This is a genomic window from Mesobacillus subterraneus, from assembly GCF_023715485.1.
Classification (GTDB): Bacteria; Bacillota; Bacilli; order Bacillales; family Cytobacillaceae; genus Mesobacillus; species Mesobacillus subterraneus_B.
In genome coordinates, this window is sequence record NZ_JAMBOF010000008.1 from 166090 (window position 1) to 182256 (window position 16167).

Genomic DNA, 16167 nt, shown 5'->3' on the forward strand with positions numbered 1-16167 from the left:
CCCCTTAAATAAAATCTTTTACAGTGTAAACCCTGGCATCTAAGCCTTCACATGCTTGCTGCAGTTGCTTTCGTCTAAGCTCTGTCGTGGTGATCCAGATGAATTTCGGCTTTTTCTCGAACACATTCAGTTCAATCAACTGCTTATATCGTTCAATTTTCCCTTTGTTCTTCACCATCTTTTGAGTGTGGTCCACTTCCACAATGTGATATTGTTTATTCACCATGAATATGGCATCGGCAATGACAGTCACTTTCCCTTTCACTTCCAGCTTGATTTCATTCTTCCATGTGGAAGGGCAACCATAGCCGATATAAAGTGTATTCCTCATAATGTAATGCCTGGCTTGAGTCGTTTTCTTCATGGCCTTGGTTGCTCCTACCCGCTCCCTGCCTTCTTCATTGAGATAGTAAATGTTCTCGCCATCCTTAAAGCTGTTCAAGTAATCGCTCATGTTTTTCAGCACTCTTTGAGCGTTCCTGTCGCTTTTCAATCTGTGAAGCTTCTGGATCTGTGACCGGCTAAGATAATCTAGTTTCCGTAAGCTCAAGAGAATGGCTTCCTCCCTTTGTTGCCTTTCGATTTCCTTCTTCATTCAGTTCAACCCTTTCTTTTCGAGGCCTTATATTTATGTGTGGTTGAATATTCTTTGTAATTGCATCATTCGAGATATAAGGTGTCTGGACTTCAATCAATCCCAAATCCTTGTATAATGCCCTTCCTTGAATGGCTGGCAACTTCTCCGCACCTGGTTGGTCTAATACGACCTGACTCGCTGTAGCTGTATCCAGAACGAAGCAGAGCCGCCCTATGCAGTTTCTTTTTACCTGTGAGCTTACAGTCTCCGTTGTTGGATATTGTGTCGTGTAGATGAGTCTCAGACCGCTGGCCCTTCCCTTCCTTGCAATGTCCTTCAATAGTGCCTGGCACGTTTTATCGTCAGCCATATCAGCCGCTTCATCTATCACGATGAAATGCCTTTCCTTTACTCCTGCATCCTTTACATTAGAGAATCCATTCTCAAGTAAATATTCAGTCATCCTATCCATTTCTTCGACTGCTGCTTGAAGTGCTTCAGCTGCTTCTTCCACATTCGTCGCATAGGCTTTCACCTGTTTTAAATTTCGGTACCGATTAAACTCAAGACCGCCTTTTAAATCAATGAGTGTGAAGGAAACATTATCGCCCTGATTATGCAACAAAGTGTTGATCGTGCAGTTTACCCAGTTTGATTTCCCGAAGTCCGTTGTGCCGGCCACAATGATGTGAGCTTTCTTTTCAAAGTCATATAAAATCATTCCGCCTCTACTTTTGCCTACTGGCACTTTCCATCCCTTTGATATTCCAGTTTCAAAATCAAACTTAGTTGGTAATGGTTCATTGAATACTTTAATCTTCAAAACACCGTCATACGATAGCTCTATTTCCTTTCTTACATCCTTTTTCTTATCGAGTAATGTCTTTATAGCCTGAAAGATGTTTCGGTCTAATTTGACCGTTCTGAGGTCACTGAAGCTTATGTCTAAAATCGATTGTTTGTTGTTTAATCCATCTTGGATATGAGCCTTCTTCAACTCATAATCGTGGAAGCTTTTACCTAATGGGATTCGATAAGCGTATTCAGTGCCTACCACCATTCCACCGTCTTTGATTTTGGACTTCCTTAGAAGCTGCATGTTATCGTCTTTAAAATCCAATCCATTTTGAGCGCATATCCTCTGAATTTTTACCGCGTCACTGCTCCCGCCTTTCTTTTGAAAATAAGAAAATCCTGCTAAACTTCCGGCCAGTAATGATGTAGTAAGCTCGAAGAACATAAATGGCAACACCACCCTTTGATATATGAAATATAGTCCCTGATCAAACGAATGATAGATAATCCTTTCCATTGCCGAGATTAAACCGTTCATGAAGTCGTTTAGATGTTCGCCTTCCGACTGTGGAAAAGAAGAGAGAAAACGAAGCCTTTAAACGACTTTTTGAATGCTAGTAATCTGCGACTGTTTTTCTGTATACTTAATCGTATTTTGAAACGTATGATTTATTGCCTGTCTAGTACAAAAATAATTATTACTTTTTATATTATATCCTGTACTATTTATAAATTTATTGATATAATAAAGAAGTAGTAATAATATGAAAGGAGATGAATATTATAGTAAGTTTGGAGTTGTCGGAAATGTTGAAGTCGAGAATCAAAGTCAGATTAGCAGAATTGGATATAGCACAAACTGAGCTAGCTGAAAAGCTAGGAGTAACCAAACAGACTATGAATGGGTGGGTTAAAGGAAGGGTGAAGCCACCTTTAGAAACTGCTTTCCTGATCGCCAGGGAATTGGATTGTAAGGTTGATGATTTGTGGAGTTATGAGGAATAGATTCGAAATATTCATTAAGGGAGGAAAACGGATATGTATTTAAAATCATTAAACCCATACAATTTCCGACACAATGAAGAAAACCCTAAAATCATAGGTTTTGAGTTATATACCCCTAAAAACCTTAGTCCTAGACCTTGTTTTATAGTTGAATATGAAAGCGATAAAACGGTTGACTTTGTAGCACATTCAGATGTGATAAGTAGGTTTTGGGAAATTGTTTGGTGAACAATCCAAGAAGGAGTGGGAGAAATGAATGAGTTTTATTTAAATTACGCTAAAGAAAAATTCGGTTTATCAGAACAAGAAGCAATAAAACACAAAAAGGTTATACAGGATTCCTTTGGATATAACTTAGCTTTTTTAGAAAGCGAACTTAAAAAAGGCACTCGCAACTTGTTAAAAGTATTTCTAAAAGAATCAAGACTAAAATAACCCCACTCAGCCGGGGTTTTTCTTTGAAAGGAGATAAATATGAACGTAACCATACAAATCAAATTTCTGAGTGATGCTGGAAGGGTTTATCAAAGTGGAACATTTCCATTGAGAAGGAGAAAGCCAGAGGAAATCGCTTATGAGTGGCTGCAGCAGATCAAGAGGAAAGTTACATACCAGAAGTTAATCTCGGTGATTGTGGATGGGAATGAGGATATAACTGGAAAGGTGTTAGAAATGGAAAAAGCCCCGCTGGATTAGAGCGAGGCTTATTTTTATACCGCTGATTTATTCACCGTCATCAATCCAGTGAACACTGTGGAAACGTTCTGCAAGTTATCCTCTAGTTGGCATTCATGATGATATGTTCCACTCAGCATCTCGGTATCCTCTGGATCAAGTTTAATCTTCACTTCCGAACCTTCCACAGTTATGCCATCGCCTGTTGACTTCGTAATCAGATTATCCACATTCGAGTATGACCTCTGCCTCGCTCCCCAGGTAATCGTTGCCCCTGTTAAATCGTCTGCCCCTTCAATGGAGAAGGTCAAATATTTCGTATCCCCGGCACTCATGGAGAAGTTTTGATTCTGCATTGTCATGTTCACCCCACCTTTCAATGAAACGGTTAATTCTCTTTTGGCTTTCAATGGCACATATAACTCCTGTTTACCGACAAGGTAGACATATAAATCACGTTTGCCTTTCAATCGGATCGTGCCGATTTTCTGCTGGTCAGGATTAAAGGAAATCTGCTTTGTATCGAAATGGATTGCTGCATCTTGGTATAACGCTTGAATCAAATCATGATGGGTGGAAGAATCAGCAAAGAGAACAAGGTGCATATCCGCCTTGCTCTCTCCTGATTCGTATATGGCTTGCTGTAAGTCATGAGCGTTCTGCCCCGACTCATACATCGCCTGTCGGCTATCGTGTAATATTGAGCCATCTGAATACAACAGCAAACGCATATCAAAAGGAGTCTGCCCGACTTGCCCATCGCTGAATATTTCTTGAAGCATATCAAATGATGTGGAGGAAATTTCGTATAGGACTTTTTTTGTGTCGGCTTGCGTTGATCCATCCACATACAGGCTGAATCGGGTATCGGTTGAAAAGGCTGAATCCTGATACATAGATTGACGTAGGTCGAACGCTGTTGTTCCGTCTGTTCCGGTGTCTCCTCCGCCTGTGCCATCGTCTAGCCATGTGCCACCTGTTAGCGTTGCGTGGTTGCCGTTTCCGCTTATGTCGTTGACTGTGCCTGTTGACATGTCGTAGTGAGCGACTAAGGTTGTGCCGTTATAAATCTTGATAGCATAAATTAAACCTTTACCAAAATTAGTTACGTCATTTTTTGCAAAAAATGTAACATTGTCAGTAAACACAACATTAGAAACTGCCTTCAATAAAATTCTTACATCTTTTGTTATACTGCTTGAATTTGAAATAACAGAACCATTTAAATAAGTTGTTCCCTCTGTGCCCGTAAATTTACCTAAGCCGCTTTTATACGTGCCGTTATAAATTATCGCATCAGTTAAACCTGTTCTCCCATCAAATATATATTCCGTTGTACCTTTTGATTGGTAATTCATATCTAATTCAAAAGATGTTATTGTAACGGATGGACATTGTATATAGTCATTAAGCCCATCCATTTGCAGATACTTAACCATACCCTACACCGCAAACTTACGATAATTCACAGTTAGCTTAATATCCGTCTTATTCTGCACACTTCCCACAGATGGAGTGGTAATCTTCACCCAGAAGGGTTTGCCCACGTTGCTGTCAGAGATATTCGCCATTGTCAGAGCTGCACCGCCCGATATATAAGTTCCGGCTGAACCGGCATTATCAGGAGCAAGCTGAATCCATGTGCTTTCATCGGTACTAACACTGTCAGATGGGTCGATGTTGATGTTCTCGAACCGTTCAGCAGCATTATCATTGAATAGCCACAGTTTCATTTCTACTGTGCTTCCTGTGATTGGATGCTGTGTGCTGATGGCATTCGTTCCGTCACCTGTGGAAACAATATCCGTTAAACCTGCATTCTTCGCAATCTTTAACATTTTGACTCCCCCTTATTTTTTATACATATAAGCATCAGGGAACAATGTCTTAGCCCTGTGCAAAGCCTTCTCTGCGCCTTCTTTACTCCCCGCGAATACTTGAACACCCCAAAGGTCTTTTGCAGCAGTCTCAGGCTTTTTAGGAGCTGGTTTCTTCACTAGCTTATACTGTTCCACCAATGCCGCCACGATGGCTTCAGCACATGACCTTCGATAGTGGTCAGATTTCAACAGCCTTAAATCATCCTGGTTCGTCATGAATCCCATTTCAGGCAATACAGATGTCATATTCGTTTCTCTTAACATGTGGAAGTCGGCAGCCTTTACACCTCTGTTCGGCAATCCTGTTGCTCTCAGGAGGTTATTCTGAATCCTTGCTGCCAATTCATAAGCTTCCTTCGGTTTCGTTTTGTATACATAGGTTTCAATTCCCCTGGCTGCGTTATAACCGCCAGCACCGAAAGCATTAGCATGATAATCAATGTGCACATCTGCACCCCAATTATTGACCTTATCCGAGCGTTCCTTCAATGAAATATCCCTGTTCCCTGTCGGATCATCCACACGTAGTTGCTCAACATCCTTGTATTCGTTTAGCAATGCCATGGCATAACCCACAACCGCAGAGTTAAATTCCCATTCCTTCATTCCATCAGGAGACTGTTTGCCCGGTGTTGTTTTAGAGTGTCCGGCACTATGTGAAATTTTCATGTATATCCCTCCTATTGTGGTTCAGAATATCGTTTCGCCCTAGAGCTATCTTCCATGCCTTCTGTCGTCGGGTCCTGCACGACTCCGAGTGTGGCCAATACTCCGAAAATGGCATTGATTAGTAAGAATAACCATTCTTTCATTGACTCGGTAATCTGAAAATCAGTTAGTCCAGCTGCATGAGCACCAATTAATAAAATTTCAGCCAAAATAAAAAGCTGTGACACGAAGGCCACAACCCAAAATTTATTCGAAAATCGCACTTTCCAATTCACCATATAAAACCCTCCCTATTTTGTGAATGCCTCCACGACTAAATATAAAAGGCCGCCACTTCCCACTAGAGCAACAGCCACTTTCCCGATGATTTCCCACTTTTGCTTCCCTCTGTCTATCTCAGCCTGTGTTTCCTTTTCATCCTGTCCGAGTACGTGGGTGACAAATTGTTTGAGTAATGCCCGGGTTTCCTTTCCGTCTTTCATGACGGTTACTTCTAATTGAGCTTGTCCTCTTTGAACTCCCATAAGATCTGATTTCAACAGTGTCACCTCTTGACGGAATGCATTTTGCGCTTCTTCGAGCACATCAAGACGAGGTAGTATATTTTTGTGGATGATTTCTTCGTGACTATTCAACATGTTCTGTTCCTCCATTCGTGTACCCCCTCTCTCTATTTACCCAAAATAAAAAGGACTCGTCTGAGTCCTCCGTAGTGTTTATTCAATTATCTGTCGTTAAAGTTAAGTAATGGTTGACCGTTGTATTCTTCAGGGCCTTGCTTAAACATAATCAATTCTTGACCGCTATACTCTGCAGCACCTTGCTTAAACATTTCCAATGGCTGACCGTTGTATTCTTCTGGACCGTATACTTTATGTTGAATCTCCGCTGATGTGGAAGATAAACCGCTCAATAGGAACAAACCGATTAATAAAACGCTAATTAGTTTTTTCATTTTTTCCGCTCCTGTCATTTAATTACCTATATTTTACTTCTTATGGTAATTAATACGCAAGAGAATTCAAAAAGATTCATTAATTTTCTTCAATCGGTGAAACAACTTTCACATCTATTTTTGAAAGTATCTTGTCACCGATAACAACAGTGTTGATTTCCCTGTCGTTTAGTTGGGCATTAAGAGCTTGTGGATCAAAGCTTTCCACAGTTGTTTCATATTCTCCAGAATGATGTGTAAGGATTTTTAATTTAATCATAGAGTGTAAGACCCCCTTGATTGTATGAAGTATTTTGTATTAATTTGAGCGTTAATTCTTCCTCTTTCGTTTGGAGCAATGGAAACAACATGTTTTCCTCTTGTAATCCTTCCATCGGTATCTTTATCTAAATAAGGAACAAGGTCAATATTTTCCCCTTCCACATTCGTAAATGGTACTGTATTTCCATCAACCTTTATCGTTACCGCAGTGGGCAATTCAGGCAGTTTAAATATCCCCCACAGAATTTCGTGAATATGATCTAAAAGAGTGAACGTATGCACGTGATTATCTATCTGAAAAGTATGAACATGTGGTGGAACTTGAAAAGTATGGTAATGCTTACCGCTAGAACTGTAGGTATACAAATCCACTCCATTAGCAGGAAGGTTGATGTTGACTGTCTGTCCAGCACTATTTTTACCAGCGAACAATGCATCAGGTAAAGCTTCCACTGGTCCTTGTAAAGCTAGAAACATTCTATGAACATGTTCACCTTCTTCAGAACTTGTAGAGGAAGTACCACCGCCAGACGAGGATGTGGAGGAAACCGCTCCCCCAGCCGAACTGGTTACACTACTCGCACCACCGCCACCAATCGCCTTCTCATACGCTCTAAAATTAGATGTCTCAAACCACAGATTCAATTCGTTGACCTTAACCACATCATCAGATAAATAGAATACGATTTCTGCTGGATTGCTTTGGTCTGCATTGTCATTGTATGAATAGGATTGGTAGTTGGTCGCACCTTGACTATACAATTCATTAATTTGGGCGCGCCTTTCCAAATCAGCCTGAGTCGTCCCCAAATCCTCAACCTTGTTCCCAATCTCCAGCTGCACATCACCAGGGCTGCCGGTCACATCAGATTTACTTTCCTTCACGATCCGCAAATCGATGGTCTTTTTCAGTATTGGAACGACTAATCGCACAATCCGGCCCATTCTCAGCTTATCAATGTCCTCGCCTGTGATGGCTGATAACTCAGCAGCTGAAATCCTCCACGATGCAATGACCTCTCGCCATTTAGCGAGTAAGGCTTCAGCACTTGCTTTTAGGCTTGCTGCATTCTCAAATTTTTTGTCACTCCAGATATATTCCCTGATGCCATACTCAGCCACACTGTAAGAATCCTCAATATAAGGCACTCCACCGTTTACAGATTCAATCGTAAGCTGATTGTCACCCTCTCCATAACCTAATGGATAGATACGGTTATAAATGCCCATAGGGTCCTCTGTTAGCGTGAGTCCTCGAAGGTTCTTACCTTCCCTGATTTCGCATGTTGGCACATCGTCAGGGATTAGAAGATTGAGCCGCCAAGGGTACACTGTCGTATCATATGTCCATTGATAAGCCTGGTCGAATGGTTGTGGAATGGAAAATAAAGCAGATAATACATTGCTATTTTCAAATTTGTAACTGAAATAGCGTGTTATCTCACAATTCCCCAGTACCCAGTGAGCTTGCTTCTGAAAGCCTAACACATACTCGATGGACTCATTTGTGGGCAATCCGTCAATTTGCCTGTACTTGAATATGCTTGAGTCTAAGAGAGTAGCCAGAACATGCTCACATTGATATTTGACAGTGTTCCCGCCTTCATCGATGGTCGTTTCCTTCGGGATAATCCTAAACAATCCCACATACTCGCCATTGTCGTATACTTCCACGTAATAGAGAGGTTTGCAAAGGTCGTTTTTTTCATCGTCCAAAGGCAAAGAAAAAGAAGCCACCCATAAAGCATTGAATGACTTCTCGTATGAAATATCATATGCGTTTTCCAGTATCGCCACAGTTTGCCTGTTTTGATTCAATATTTTTATCAAGGTATCACCTCATTTCAAAGAAAAAAGGACACCTAAAAGGCATCCTTGTTTGTGTCGCTATCGTGTCCGATAGTTTATTAAATGTTTTTAACCAATCCAAAAGGAATGATGTTTTTATCAAATGTTGTACCATTATGTTTGGTCTTTAAATAGACAAAATCCCCGAAGTCAATTTTGTTAAACGGATTAATGAAATTCTTAGAATGATTCCTTACCGCAGCAGTCAACTTCAAATTATACCTTTTGCCCATTTGAAGCGAAATGGCAGTAGCAAACGGAAAACTGTAAGCTGTTTTGGTTAAAGTTGAAACAGAAACAGCGTTTGAAGTACCTATCAAAACCCCATCTTCTCTTATTTCTAAGGTAGTAGAAAGAGTACCGTTGTTATTAAGTAACAGTTCAACAGCCTTTACCGAAATGTTCTTCTTGACTTCAAACTCCATTTCGGTAACATTGGCACTTGAACTGAACATAGCATCAATTAATGTAGCATCACCAGCAACAGCTTCATTATTTCTGAAAACATTTATAGGCATATTCAAGGTGTTTTTGTTGTTTTTTAAATATTCAATTTCAACAGATAGCAGTTGTTCAATGTCCATTTCCTTGTAAAAGACATTGGATGTTGCTGTCGCTTGTGCTGGATCACTGCCATCCTGATAATACATAATCCCAAAACCGTTTCTGTTTGGCACAAGTGAGTGATAACCACCGCCATATGTCTGTAATTGGTCTACAAACAATGAGGAAGTATAGTTTTTTAAGTCAAAAGTAACATTGAAAACAGGGCTTCTTTGGTAAGTACCTCCACCAATACTTCTACCGATAATTAAAGGCTTATCAGCAGGAGTGTACGGAAGTAATACAGGAGCATCCCCTTTAAATCCTAAGTCGGTTATTTCTCCCCAGCCCGTCGCTCCTGTTAGGTCGTAGGTTTGCCGATATACCATATTCCCGTTGTCTTGCCTTGCTATTGCTATTAATCTATCTCCCCATTGTGCAAGCGTACATTCAGTCGGAAGGCTGATGGAAGGAGGGAAGATGTCAGCGATTTTATTGAATGGAATGGTACTTCCGCTAATGGTTCCCGACTTAAATAAAGCAACACCTTTGTTTGCAGTAACAACATCGTATCCTAACCGCAGTGTAAATCCGTCACTGGAAGGGATGGAATTTCCCCAAGTGAAATAACCGCCCATTCCCGACATTTCATAGGCTACAGCAACGTCATATGATGTATTCAATTCACAGAAGTAATTTGTGTACGTTCCATCGAGTTTTTTGACGGAAACACTAAGATAAAGTTTTTTACTCACAGGGTTTATAAACAGATTTGGATCACGGTAATCACCAATGGAGTAATTTATATTCCCTCCGATTTTCTTCCGTGTAAACTTCCCATCATCTTCACGAATGTAAGCGACAAGAATAGTACTGTTTCCAGTGTGACCTGTGCCAGCTCTACCTACATGAATTTCTTTTCCATTAAAAACGACACCAGAAAAGAAAGAAGTGTATGCAAAATTGTCTTGGTGTGGTTCTCCTGCCTTTTCAAGTTGGTATCTGGAGAAATGGGATTGCTTCTTCTCAGTTTCCGCCAATTGTGCATCAACCGCATCATGCTTTTGCCTCAAAGTTGTGTATGGAGTATCAGCCAAAGCTTGAGCAATCGCTGGCGAAGAATCACCATCTACCACTACCGCATCCAGTTGAGCCTGTGTACTCTCCGAATTAGCCAGTGCCGAATCTGCTGTACTCTTTGCCGTATCAGCAGTGCTTTTTGCAGTATTCGCTGTGCCTAATGCTTCATTCGCATTATCAATCGCCTTGTTTATCTTTTCCGCACCGGTTCTAAGTGAATCTTTGTTTACCCCGGTTATAACGATTTTTGGTGCATCTGCCATGTTCACACCACCTTATATATATTGATGATTAAATCTGAATGTAAGTTTTATATTCAAGTCGGTTCCGTCAACGGAAATTGCATTGTCACTCGGGTACAAGAACATTTTTTCAATCGGTCCTGTCAATGCAGATAAAGTAGGAACTCCGTTTATCCTGACCGTGTATCTTTCCACATCAATCTCCATTGGAACCAATGCAGGCGCAGAAATAGAACCGAATGAAAATTTTTGAGCGTTATACTGCATTGTCAATGAACTAGCTGTACCACTTATTAAAATCAAGGGTTTTACAGAAACAAGACCATCATTGATGATGTTTATAGTCGTTGGAGCTGTTATATCATACACATATTGAGAATCAAGGGATATGTCAGCTGTAAATGGAATGTCTGAATCCCATGAGATTTCATCTGTTGGTACAATGAAGTTCGCCATTGGCTTATGAGCAATCAAACTTAAACTAAACTGCCCTGTATGAATCGCCCTCTCCACATCAACCTTGCCAGCCACCTTCACTGAATAATACTTATCAGGCTCATAGTCGAACGATAAGCGTATCTCCCTTGGCTTACCATAGGCATCCATTAAAAAAGCTACAAACGCTCTTAATTTGCGTTGCAGCTCATATCGGTCATATTCGATAACCGCAAAGGGAAGGTTAAAAGGTCTGCTTCCCCATTCAGAGCCGAAATCCCATTCACCGGGCATTCCGGGGATTGTCATGGTTCGATTACGCATTTCAGGAGTGGCAGGGTGGTAGTGGTCTTTTAGGAACACTAAGCCAAATTCATCAGGTGAATAACCGTCTAGTTTAACCAAATACCACACCGCCTTTCCTTGCTTGCATTTTCGTTTTTGCGCCCAGCAATATGCTTATATCGTCAATGGTTTCCTCAGCTATTACACGACCGTTTAAGATTGATTGAATGATAATAGGCTGTCTTACAGTTTCCTGTTGAGTCATCGCTCTTGAATCATTAGCTGAATGAATCTTCGTATTTTTCGGAAGCTCAACAATTTCTGGTCCGTGTTCTCCAACCCACGTTGCACCGCCTCTGAAATTGCTTGTGCCTGTGTAGTTTCTGCCTATGTTGTAATCACCTGTGGACACTCGCCTTTCTTCCACAGTAACAGTTTTCTTCTTGGCTTCCTTGTTGTTCCATCTACCTAGCCAATCAAGAGCTAGTTTAATTGCGCTTGTCACAGCATCGAAAACATCTACCACAAATTGAATCGCCTCAACTACTTTCTCCATGTTTTCAGAAATGGCTTTTTTAATTGCCGGCATATGAGGCTCAATCCATTCCCACAATTTCTTTAGGGCAGGTAGCAGTAAATTTTCAAAAATACCCCAGGCGATTTCGACTACATTTTTTATAACGGTGAAAGCTGTTTCGATGATGCTTTTAATTTGTGGCATATGTGCTTGTACCCAACCATATACAGAAGCGAGGATAGGTAGCAAGTTGTTTTTGAAGAAAGACCACGCATTTCGTACTACTTCTGTAATTTTGTTAAATACTTGCTGAACTGTCGCTCGGATCGTTGGCATGTGGCCCATAACCCAATTAAACAAATCCTTAAAAATAGGAAGCAAGTTAGTTTTAAAGAAGTTCCACGCAGTAGATACCACTTCAATAACTGCGTTGAATACATCCAGAGCCACCTCTTTTACTATTGGGAAGTAAGAAGAAACAGTGTCGTAAATTTTTTTGATGTAGTCAACCAAATTCCAAAGGAAATTATTAATAGCAACCGCTTTTTCCAATCCGAAGTTATCAACAAACCATGTCATATCTCCGGTTCCAAGCATCATGTCATAAACCGCTTTTAGACCATCACCCATAAAGCCTATAGCATCTGATATAGCAGTAACTGTGTTCACAAGTGGGGCAGGAAATATTTCGCTTAATGCCGCTTTAAGGCCTTTATCCTTCAATGTGCTGGAGAATCTTTCGATGATTGGCATAATTGCGCTTAAAGTGCCTTTCAGCCGCTCGAAAGCCCCTTTCATCAATTCTCCGCTAATCATGGAAAGGTTATCTTTAAGAGTACTCATCATACCAGTGAGTGTCTTACTCTGCTTTTCTGCTGAGCCTTCCACACTTTTAGCGATTTTGTCAAAGGCTTTCAGGTATATGTCAGAAGTTAATTTCCCTTGGCTAGCCATTTTCTTTACATCGCCAACAGTTATACCCAATTGCTCTGAAATGGCTTTGTAAATCGGAATACCTCTGTCTTGAAGCACATTCAAGTCCTCTGTGTAAGCCAATCCAGCCTGACGAACCTGTGACATTTGGCGAGTTAATTCCTCTGCTTCATGTGCTGGAATATTAAATGCACCGGATATGTCGGCTACCTTGGTTAATTCATCAAATAAGGCTTTCCCCTCTAGTCCGGCATTGTGCATATACTTCGCCATCATATCAACTTGACCAGTCTCAAATTGAGTATTTTTGGCAAACTTTCCAATGTCGGAAAGCATGGCTTGAGCTTCTTTTTGTGTACCTAGAAGCGTTTCCCATGCAACTGCGCTGTTTTCCATCATGGAATTATAGGCGATACCTGTTTTCCCAATGACTCCGCCAAGTGCCAGAAGTCCAGCTCCTGCTGCTGCTGCTCCTGCTACTACTGCTGCCCCCATCATTCCACCGGCTGACTTAAAGAATCCACCTAATCGGCTTCCTGTTCTTTCACCTTGCCTATCGATGTTTTCTAGTCCTCGTCTTGCTTGATCGTCGTGTAAGGCTATCGTACCGAAGAGCCTAAAAAGTTCCAATATTTTCCACCTCTTTTCTAAAAGGCAAATAAAAAAAGCGCACCTAAGTACGCTTCATCATTTTCAATATATCCTCGGCATCTTGAATCACTTCGTCATCTGACCGATTATCTTTTTCCCTTTGTGGCTCTTTGATTTTTTGCAAGAATTTATTAAATGGTGTTTCGGATTTCGCTTTGCCATCAAAGGTCAGCCATAATTCCCATGCAGCACGGTCAGTATCCTTCTCAATCGCTTTCATTAGCATATCCATGCCATAGTCATAGGGAAGGTTTAACACACTGTCAGGGGCATTGTAGCGAGAATAGATAAGGTCCAGATGTTCTACTTCATCAATTTGCCAACTTGCTGAAAAAAACTTTGCAAGCCTTTAATATTCTTAAAGTCCTCAATCATTTTCGCTGCTTCTTCAAAATCCATTTTAGCCAATTCATCAGGCTTAATTCCCTTTAAATCGGCTAGAAATTCAAGGACTTCTTCCTCAGCTTCCCCGATGTTTTCCACAAACTTGAAAACGAGATCCGCGCCAAGCTGCTCCTGGGTCATACCGTCTTGCACATCAGGTCGAATGTGCATCTTTTTAAGAATACGAGATACCGCAAAGGCATCTTTAAATTTTAGATTACGCATGTTTTACACCTTCCATTATGGAGTTACTGCGATTTTCGGCATATATATACGGAAAGGCGCGCTGCCTAGTTCCACATTGTCTGCTCCGTAATGTCCACGGAAGCGAACCGGCACGACTGTCTCACTCTTATCCTCAGTGCTGATGGAGAGTCCTTCCACAGATAGAGCGTTGTCGATGACAATGACGATAGGGTCACTCGAACCACTGATGCGACCAACAAAAGCCACGTTGTCAAGGTAATCGGTTAGTTCAATTTTCCCTTTAGTTGTGATAATGTCATAGTGTGTGTCTGATGTATCAACCTGACCGCCAGCAATTGCAAGAGCAAGGTTTTGCGCTGTCAATTCCTTTAGATTTACGACTAATTCAGGAGATTCGGAGTCAATGACTGTGTTACCCATTCCGGCTCCTTTAAGGCCATCTACTTCAATTACACGTGTTTCTTGAGCAAGTGAAAACTCATTACCGCCGCTAGTTGCTCCCAGCAAACTTCCTGTGAAGTCTCCTGTTAATTCGTCATAAGTCACATTTGTGTAAATCGCACCGGCATCAAGTAGATAATGAAGTGGTGAATTGCTTGTATAGCCTGTCGTTTGTAATGCCATTTAATATCCCTACCTTTCAAATAGTCTTCCAAGATATATATTTGTGCGCCTGTTTAAACTCGGATCATCATCCACAACTGGCAATCGCCTGTCGCTGTGGAAGTGAACGAATAATTTTTCAGTGAATATGTTAGCTTCTTTAAAGCTTGAATGGACATTTTCCATCATCGTTTCGAGTGCTGTCGTATCCGCTGTATTATCCCATCCATCCACATCAAGAGTGAGAAGGCTTAAACCATCTTCAAGATTTGTAATTTCAAACGAATAAACAAGATAAGGGAATACCGCTGTTTCGGGTGCTCTGAGGAAGTAGACACGAGGATGGATGGCTTTCAGCCGAGTATTTAATAGTTTTCTAATTTCCAGCATCATCGCCAATATCCTCACTTTCGTCTATTAATCCCATTGCCCTGTTTTCGTTTTCGATTTCTTTAATATACTTTCCAGCAATTTTTCTGATTTCGAGAATGTTTTCGTAAGTTGTGGAACGAATAATGGAGCGTTTGGGTTGGTTGTGACTTCCGATTTCCTGCTGGGTAGAGTACCACGTATCATGCTTCACACCTATCTGCAAATCCGCCTCAATCCGTCTGTTCCAATACTGGAATGCATTAGGAATACGTTTACCGCGTTTCATACCAGGCATTTTCCGCGCTTTGTCGAGCATCCTTCTTCTGAGAAGTTTAGCAATATCCCGCAAGGCTCCACGCATTAGCTCTCTCATTGTATATTGCGCTCTGTCCACATTAGAGACATAGGTGATTCCGTTTCTTCTTACCCTGACCACGCTTCTAGGCATTGGCATTACGCATCAACCCCTTGGCATACCAATTCCACCGTTTCAAAGTCGGCAATATCCTTCGACTTCTTTTGCTTATAATGGCGAATCACCTTATAAGTGTTCCCGTCATGTTCCACTCGTTGTTGACCGTCATAGTCATACATATTCACTGCAAATACAACCTCTGGCCTCATGCCCGCCTGTGCAGCTGCATAGTGCTCTGAACGAGTAACGGATAATTCCTCACACAAAACAACGAGCCTGGATTCGGATTCGATTAAATCCCCAAGCTCGTTCTCTGTGTAAGATATTCCAATTAAAGTTAATTCATCATCAAAGGTCATGGAGTATCACTTCCTGATACAGCTTGCACATATAATTCATTCAGTCTGAATTGTAGATGCCTAGGAGTGCCCTCCATGCTGTCACGGTTTTGATACCGCCATGTAACCAGATCCACCACAAACATTAAATGATGATCTTCATTCGTTACATCAAGAGTTAAACCCTTGACAACTTCCAACTCTTTAGCCACACCTTTTATAATCGCTGCTATATAGGTGTCACGCACCGTTGAACGAATACCAAGCCTGTCTTTAACCAGGCTCAGTACCGTTGCAAGTTCTTGTTCTAGCATCACTTATCATCTACTTCCGCAATGACCGGTTCACCCAGGGTATTATCGGAGCTTGACAATTCTTCGATACGCTCCTTTTTTGCACGTCCAGAGCGAGGGAACTTGTCCCCCACTCTATAAACGTGGTTTTCGTCCTGGAGATCCGTGAACGCTTTAATTACTTTATATTTAGCCATTTCACAT

General features: G+C 41.2%; 25 protein-coding genes. 4 read left to right on the top strand and 21 right to left on the bottom strand.

Features of this window, described 5'->3' with window-relative positions:
• Nucleotides 1–4 precede the first annotated feature (4 nt).
• Both M3204_RS13690 and M3204_RS13695 read right to left on the bottom strand, forming a co-directional pair.
• Nucleotides 5–550 carry a replication-relaxation family protein gene (locus M3204_RS13690; protein WP_251482733.1) on the bottom strand — a complete coding sequence of 182 codons (546 nt, stop codon included), beginning with the start codon at nucleotides 548–550 and terminating at the stop codon, nucleotides 5–7.
• On the bottom strand, nucleotides 522–1817 hold the full coding sequence (locus M3204_RS13695) for an FtsK/SpoIIIE domain-containing protein (RefSeq protein WP_251482735.1): 1296 nt from the start codon (nucleotides 1815–1817) through the stop codon (nucleotides 522–524). The genes M3204_RS13690 and M3204_RS13695 overlap by 29 nt, the downstream gene beginning before the upstream one ends.
• Nucleotides 1818–2179: 362 nt before the next feature.
• On the opposite strand from M3204_RS13695, the gene M3204_RS13700 reads away from it, so the two are divergent.
• Genes M3204_RS13700 through M3204_RS13715 form a run of 4 tightly spaced genes read left to right on the top strand, consistent with a single transcriptional unit; the run spans nucleotide 2180 to nucleotide 3073 of the window.
• The gene (locus tag M3204_RS13700) at nucleotides 2180–2377 is read left to right on the top strand and encodes a helix-turn-helix transcriptional regulator (protein WP_251482737.1); all 198 of its coding nucleotides are present in this window, start codon (nucleotides 2180–2182) and stop codon (nucleotides 2375–2377) included.
• Between the two features lie 33 nt (nucleotides 2378–2410).
• Nucleotides 2411–2605: a hypothetical protein gene (locus M3204_RS13705; protein ID WP_251482739.1), complete on the top strand. Its 195-nt coding sequence runs from the start codon at nucleotides 2411–2413 to the stop codon at nucleotides 2603–2605.
• A 24-nt stretch (nucleotides 2606–2629) separates the two neighbouring features.
• Nucleotides 2630–2812, top strand: a complete 183-nt coding sequence (locus M3204_RS13710; protein WP_251482741.1) for a hypothetical protein — start codon at nucleotides 2630–2632, stop codon at nucleotides 2810–2812.
• A gap of 39 nt (nucleotides 2813–2851) precedes the next feature.
• On the top strand, nucleotides 2852–3073 hold the full coding sequence (locus tag M3204_RS13715) for a hypothetical protein (RefSeq protein WP_251482743.1): 222 nt from the start codon (nucleotides 2852–2854) through the stop codon (nucleotides 3071–3073).
• Nucleotides 3074–3087: 14 nt separating this feature from the next.
• On the opposite strand, the gene M3204_RS13720 is transcribed toward M3204_RS13715, so the two are convergent.
• From M3204_RS13720 to M3204_RS13810, 19 genes are all read right to left on the bottom strand, one after another.
• Complete coding sequence (locus tag M3204_RS13720) at nucleotides 3088–4491, bottom strand: hypothetical protein (protein WP_251482745.1); 1404 nt, start codon at nucleotides 4489–4491, stop codon at nucleotides 3088–3090.
• A gap of 3 nt (nucleotides 4492–4494) precedes the next feature.
• The gene (locus M3204_RS13725) at nucleotides 4495–4890 is read right to left on the bottom strand and encodes a hypothetical protein (protein WP_251482747.1); all 396 of its coding nucleotides are present in this window, start codon (nucleotides 4888–4890) and stop codon (nucleotides 4495–4497) included.
• 12 nt (nucleotides 4891–4902) lie between these two features.
• Nucleotides 4903–5601, bottom strand: coding sequence for an N-acetylmuramoyl-L-alanine amidase (locus tag M3204_RS13730; protein ID WP_251482749.1), 699 nt, complete (start codon nucleotides 5599–5601; stop codon nucleotides 4903–4905).
• A gap of 11 nt (nucleotides 5602–5612) precedes the next feature.
• On the bottom strand, nucleotides 5613–5879 hold the full coding sequence (locus M3204_RS13735; RefSeq protein WP_251482750.1) for a phage holin: 267 nt from the start codon (nucleotides 5877–5879) through the stop codon (nucleotides 5613–5615).
• Between the two features lie 12 nt (nucleotides 5880–5891).
• On the bottom strand, nucleotides 5892–6254 hold the full coding sequence (locus M3204_RS13740) for a hypothetical protein (RefSeq protein WP_251482751.1): 363 nt from the start codon (nucleotides 6252–6254) through the stop codon (nucleotides 5892–5894).
• A gap of 71 nt (nucleotides 6255–6325) precedes the next feature.
• Nucleotides 6326–6556: a hypothetical protein gene (locus tag M3204_RS13745; RefSeq protein ID WP_251482752.1), complete on the bottom strand. Its 231-nt coding sequence runs from the start codon at nucleotides 6554–6556 to the stop codon at nucleotides 6326–6328.
• Between the two features lie 79 nt (nucleotides 6557–6635).
• Nucleotides 6636–6815, bottom strand: a complete 180-nt coding sequence (locus M3204_RS13750) for a hypothetical protein (protein ID WP_251482753.1) — start codon at nucleotides 6813–6815, stop codon at nucleotides 6636–6638.
• Entirely contained in the window at nucleotides 6812–8647 is a 1836-nt protein-coding gene (locus tag M3204_RS13755; RefSeq protein ID WP_251482754.1) for a phage tail spike protein, read from the bottom strand. The genes M3204_RS13750 and M3204_RS13755 overlap by 4 nt, the downstream gene beginning before the upstream one ends.
• 77 nt (nucleotides 8648–8724) lie before the next feature.
• The gene (locus M3204_RS13760; protein WP_251482755.1) at nucleotides 8725–10551 is read right to left on the bottom strand and encodes a glycoside hydrolase; all 1827 of its coding nucleotides are present in this window, start codon (nucleotides 10549–10551) and stop codon (nucleotides 8725–8727) included.
• Between the two features lie 12 nt (nucleotides 10552–10563).
• Nucleotides 10564–11370, bottom strand: coding sequence for a phage tail domain-containing protein (locus M3204_RS13765; protein ID WP_251482756.1), 807 nt, complete (start codon nucleotides 11368–11370; stop codon nucleotides 10564–10566).
• On the bottom strand, nucleotides 11363–13330 hold the full coding sequence (locus M3204_RS13770; RefSeq protein WP_251482757.1) for a tape measure protein: 1968 nt from the start codon (nucleotides 13328–13330) through the stop codon (nucleotides 11363–11365). Before M3204_RS13770 ends, M3204_RS13765 begins: the two co-directional genes overlap by 8 nt.
• Before the next feature lie 43 nt (nucleotides 13331–13373).
• Nucleotides 13374–13571 carry a hypothetical protein gene (locus M3204_RS13775; RefSeq protein WP_251482759.1) on the bottom strand — a complete coding sequence of 66 codons (198 nt, stop codon included), beginning with the start codon at nucleotides 13569–13571 and terminating at the stop codon, nucleotides 13374–13376.
• Between the two features lie 83 nt (nucleotides 13572–13654).
• Nucleotides 13655–13960, bottom strand: a complete 306-nt coding sequence (locus M3204_RS13780) for a hypothetical protein (protein WP_251482760.1) — start codon at nucleotides 13958–13960, stop codon at nucleotides 13655–13657.
• A gap of 15 nt (nucleotides 13961–13975) precedes the next feature.
• Complete coding sequence (locus M3204_RS13785; protein WP_251482761.1) at nucleotides 13976–14566, bottom strand: hypothetical protein; 591 nt, start codon at nucleotides 14564–14566, stop codon at nucleotides 13976–13978.
• A gap of 9 nt (nucleotides 14567–14575) precedes the next feature.
• Nucleotides 14576–14938, bottom strand: coding sequence for a hypothetical protein (locus M3204_RS13790; protein ID WP_251482762.1), 363 nt, complete (start codon nucleotides 14936–14938; stop codon nucleotides 14576–14578).
• A complete protein-coding gene (locus M3204_RS13795) occupies nucleotides 14922–15371 on the bottom strand; it encodes an HK97-gp10 family putative phage morphogenesis protein (RefSeq protein WP_251482763.1) in 450 nt (149 codons plus the stop codon). The genes M3204_RS13790 and M3204_RS13795 overlap by 17 nt, the downstream gene beginning before the upstream one ends.
• Complete coding sequence (locus M3204_RS13800; RefSeq protein ID WP_251482764.1) at nucleotides 15371–15691, bottom strand: phage head closure protein; 321 nt, start codon at nucleotides 15689–15691, stop codon at nucleotides 15371–15373. Before M3204_RS13800 ends, M3204_RS13795 begins: the two co-directional genes overlap by 1 nt.
• Nucleotides 15688–15984 (bottom strand): hypothetical protein, encoded by a 297-nt coding sequence (locus M3204_RS13805; protein ID WP_251482892.1) that lies wholly within the window; start codon nucleotides 15982–15984, stop codon nucleotides 15688–15690. Before M3204_RS13805 ends, M3204_RS13800 begins: the two co-directional genes overlap by 4 nt.
• A complete protein-coding gene (locus M3204_RS13810; protein ID WP_251482766.1) occupies nucleotides 15984–16160 on the bottom strand; it encodes a hypothetical protein in 177 nt (58 codons plus the stop codon). The genes M3204_RS13805 and M3204_RS13810 overlap by 1 nt, the downstream gene beginning before the upstream one ends.
• Between the last annotated feature and the right edge of the window lie 7 nt (nucleotides 16161–16167).

Coding starts and splice junctions, on each gene's coding strand:
- M3204_RS13695 (WP_251482735.1), bottom strand. CDS start 1,817: ATGTTCTTCGAGCTTACTACATCATTACTGGCCGGAAGTTTAGCAGGA.
- M3204_RS13700 (WP_251482737.1), top strand. CDS start 2,180: ATGTTGAAGTCGAGAATCAAAGTCAGATTAGCAGAATTGGATATAGCA.
- M3204_RS13705 (WP_251482739.1), top strand. CDS start 2,411: ATGTATTTAAAATCATTAAACCCATACAATTTCCGACACAATGAAGAA.
- M3204_RS13710 (WP_251482741.1), top strand. CDS start 2,630: ATGAATGAGTTTTATTTAAATTACGCTAAAGAAAAATTCGGTTTATCA.
- M3204_RS13715 (WP_251482743.1), top strand. CDS start 2,852: ATGAACGTAACCATACAAATCAAATTTCTGAGTGATGCTGGAAGGGTT.
- M3204_RS13720 (WP_251482745.1), bottom strand. CDS start 4,491: ATGGTTAAGTATCTGCAAATGGATGGGCTTAATGACTATATACAATGT.
- M3204_RS13725 (WP_251482747.1), bottom strand. CDS start 4,890: ATGTTAAAGATTGCGAAGAATGCAGGTTTAACGGATATTGTTTCCACA.
- M3204_RS13730 (WP_251482749.1), bottom strand. CDS start 5,601: ATGAAAATTTCACATAGTGCCGGACACTCTAAAACAACACCGGGCAAA.
- M3204_RS13735 (WP_251482750.1), bottom strand. CDS start 5,879: ATGGTGAATTGGAAAGTGCGATTTTCGAATAAATTTTGGGTTGTGGCC.
- M3204_RS13740 (WP_251482751.1), bottom strand. CDS start 6,254: ATGGAGGAACAGAACATGTTGAATAGTCACGAAGAAATCATCCACAAA.
- M3204_RS13745 (WP_251482752.1), bottom strand. CDS start 6,556: ATGAAAAAACTAATTAGCGTTTTATTAATCGGTTTGTTCCTATTGAGC.
- M3204_RS13750 (WP_251482753.1), bottom strand. CDS start 6,815: ATGATTAAATTAAAAATCCTTACACATCATTCTGGAGAATATGAAACA.
- M3204_RS13760 (WP_251482755.1), bottom strand. CDS start 10,551: ATGGCAGATGCACCAAAAATCGTTATAACCGGGGTAAACAAAGATTCA.
- M3204_RS13775 (WP_251482759.1), bottom strand. CDS start 13,571: ATGAAAGCGATTGAGAAGGATACTGACCGTGCTGCATGGGAATTATGG.
- M3204_RS13780 (WP_251482760.1), bottom strand. CDS start 13,960: ATGCGTAATCTAAAATTTAAAGATGCCTTTGCGGTATCTCGTATTCTT.
- M3204_RS13785 (WP_251482761.1), bottom strand. CDS start 14,566: ATGGCATTACAAACGACAGGCTATACAAGCAATTCACCACTTCATTAT.
- M3204_RS13790 (WP_251482762.1), bottom strand. CDS start 14,938: ATGATGCTGGAAATTAGAAAACTATTAAATACTCGGCTGAAAGCCATC.
- M3204_RS13795 (WP_251482763.1), bottom strand. CDS start 15,371: ATGCCAATGCCTAGAAGCGTGGTCAGGGTAAGAAGAAACGGAATCACC.
- M3204_RS13800 (WP_251482764.1), bottom strand. CDS start 15,691: ATGACCTTTGATGATGAATTAACTTTAATTGGAATATCTTACACAGAG.
- M3204_RS13805 (WP_251482892.1), bottom strand. CDS start 15,984: ATGCTAGAACAAGAACTTGCAACGGTACTGAGCCTGGTTAAAGACAGG.
- M3204_RS13810 (WP_251482766.1), bottom strand. CDS start 16,160: ATGGCTAAATATAAAGTAATTAAAGCGTTCACGGATCTCCAGGACGAA.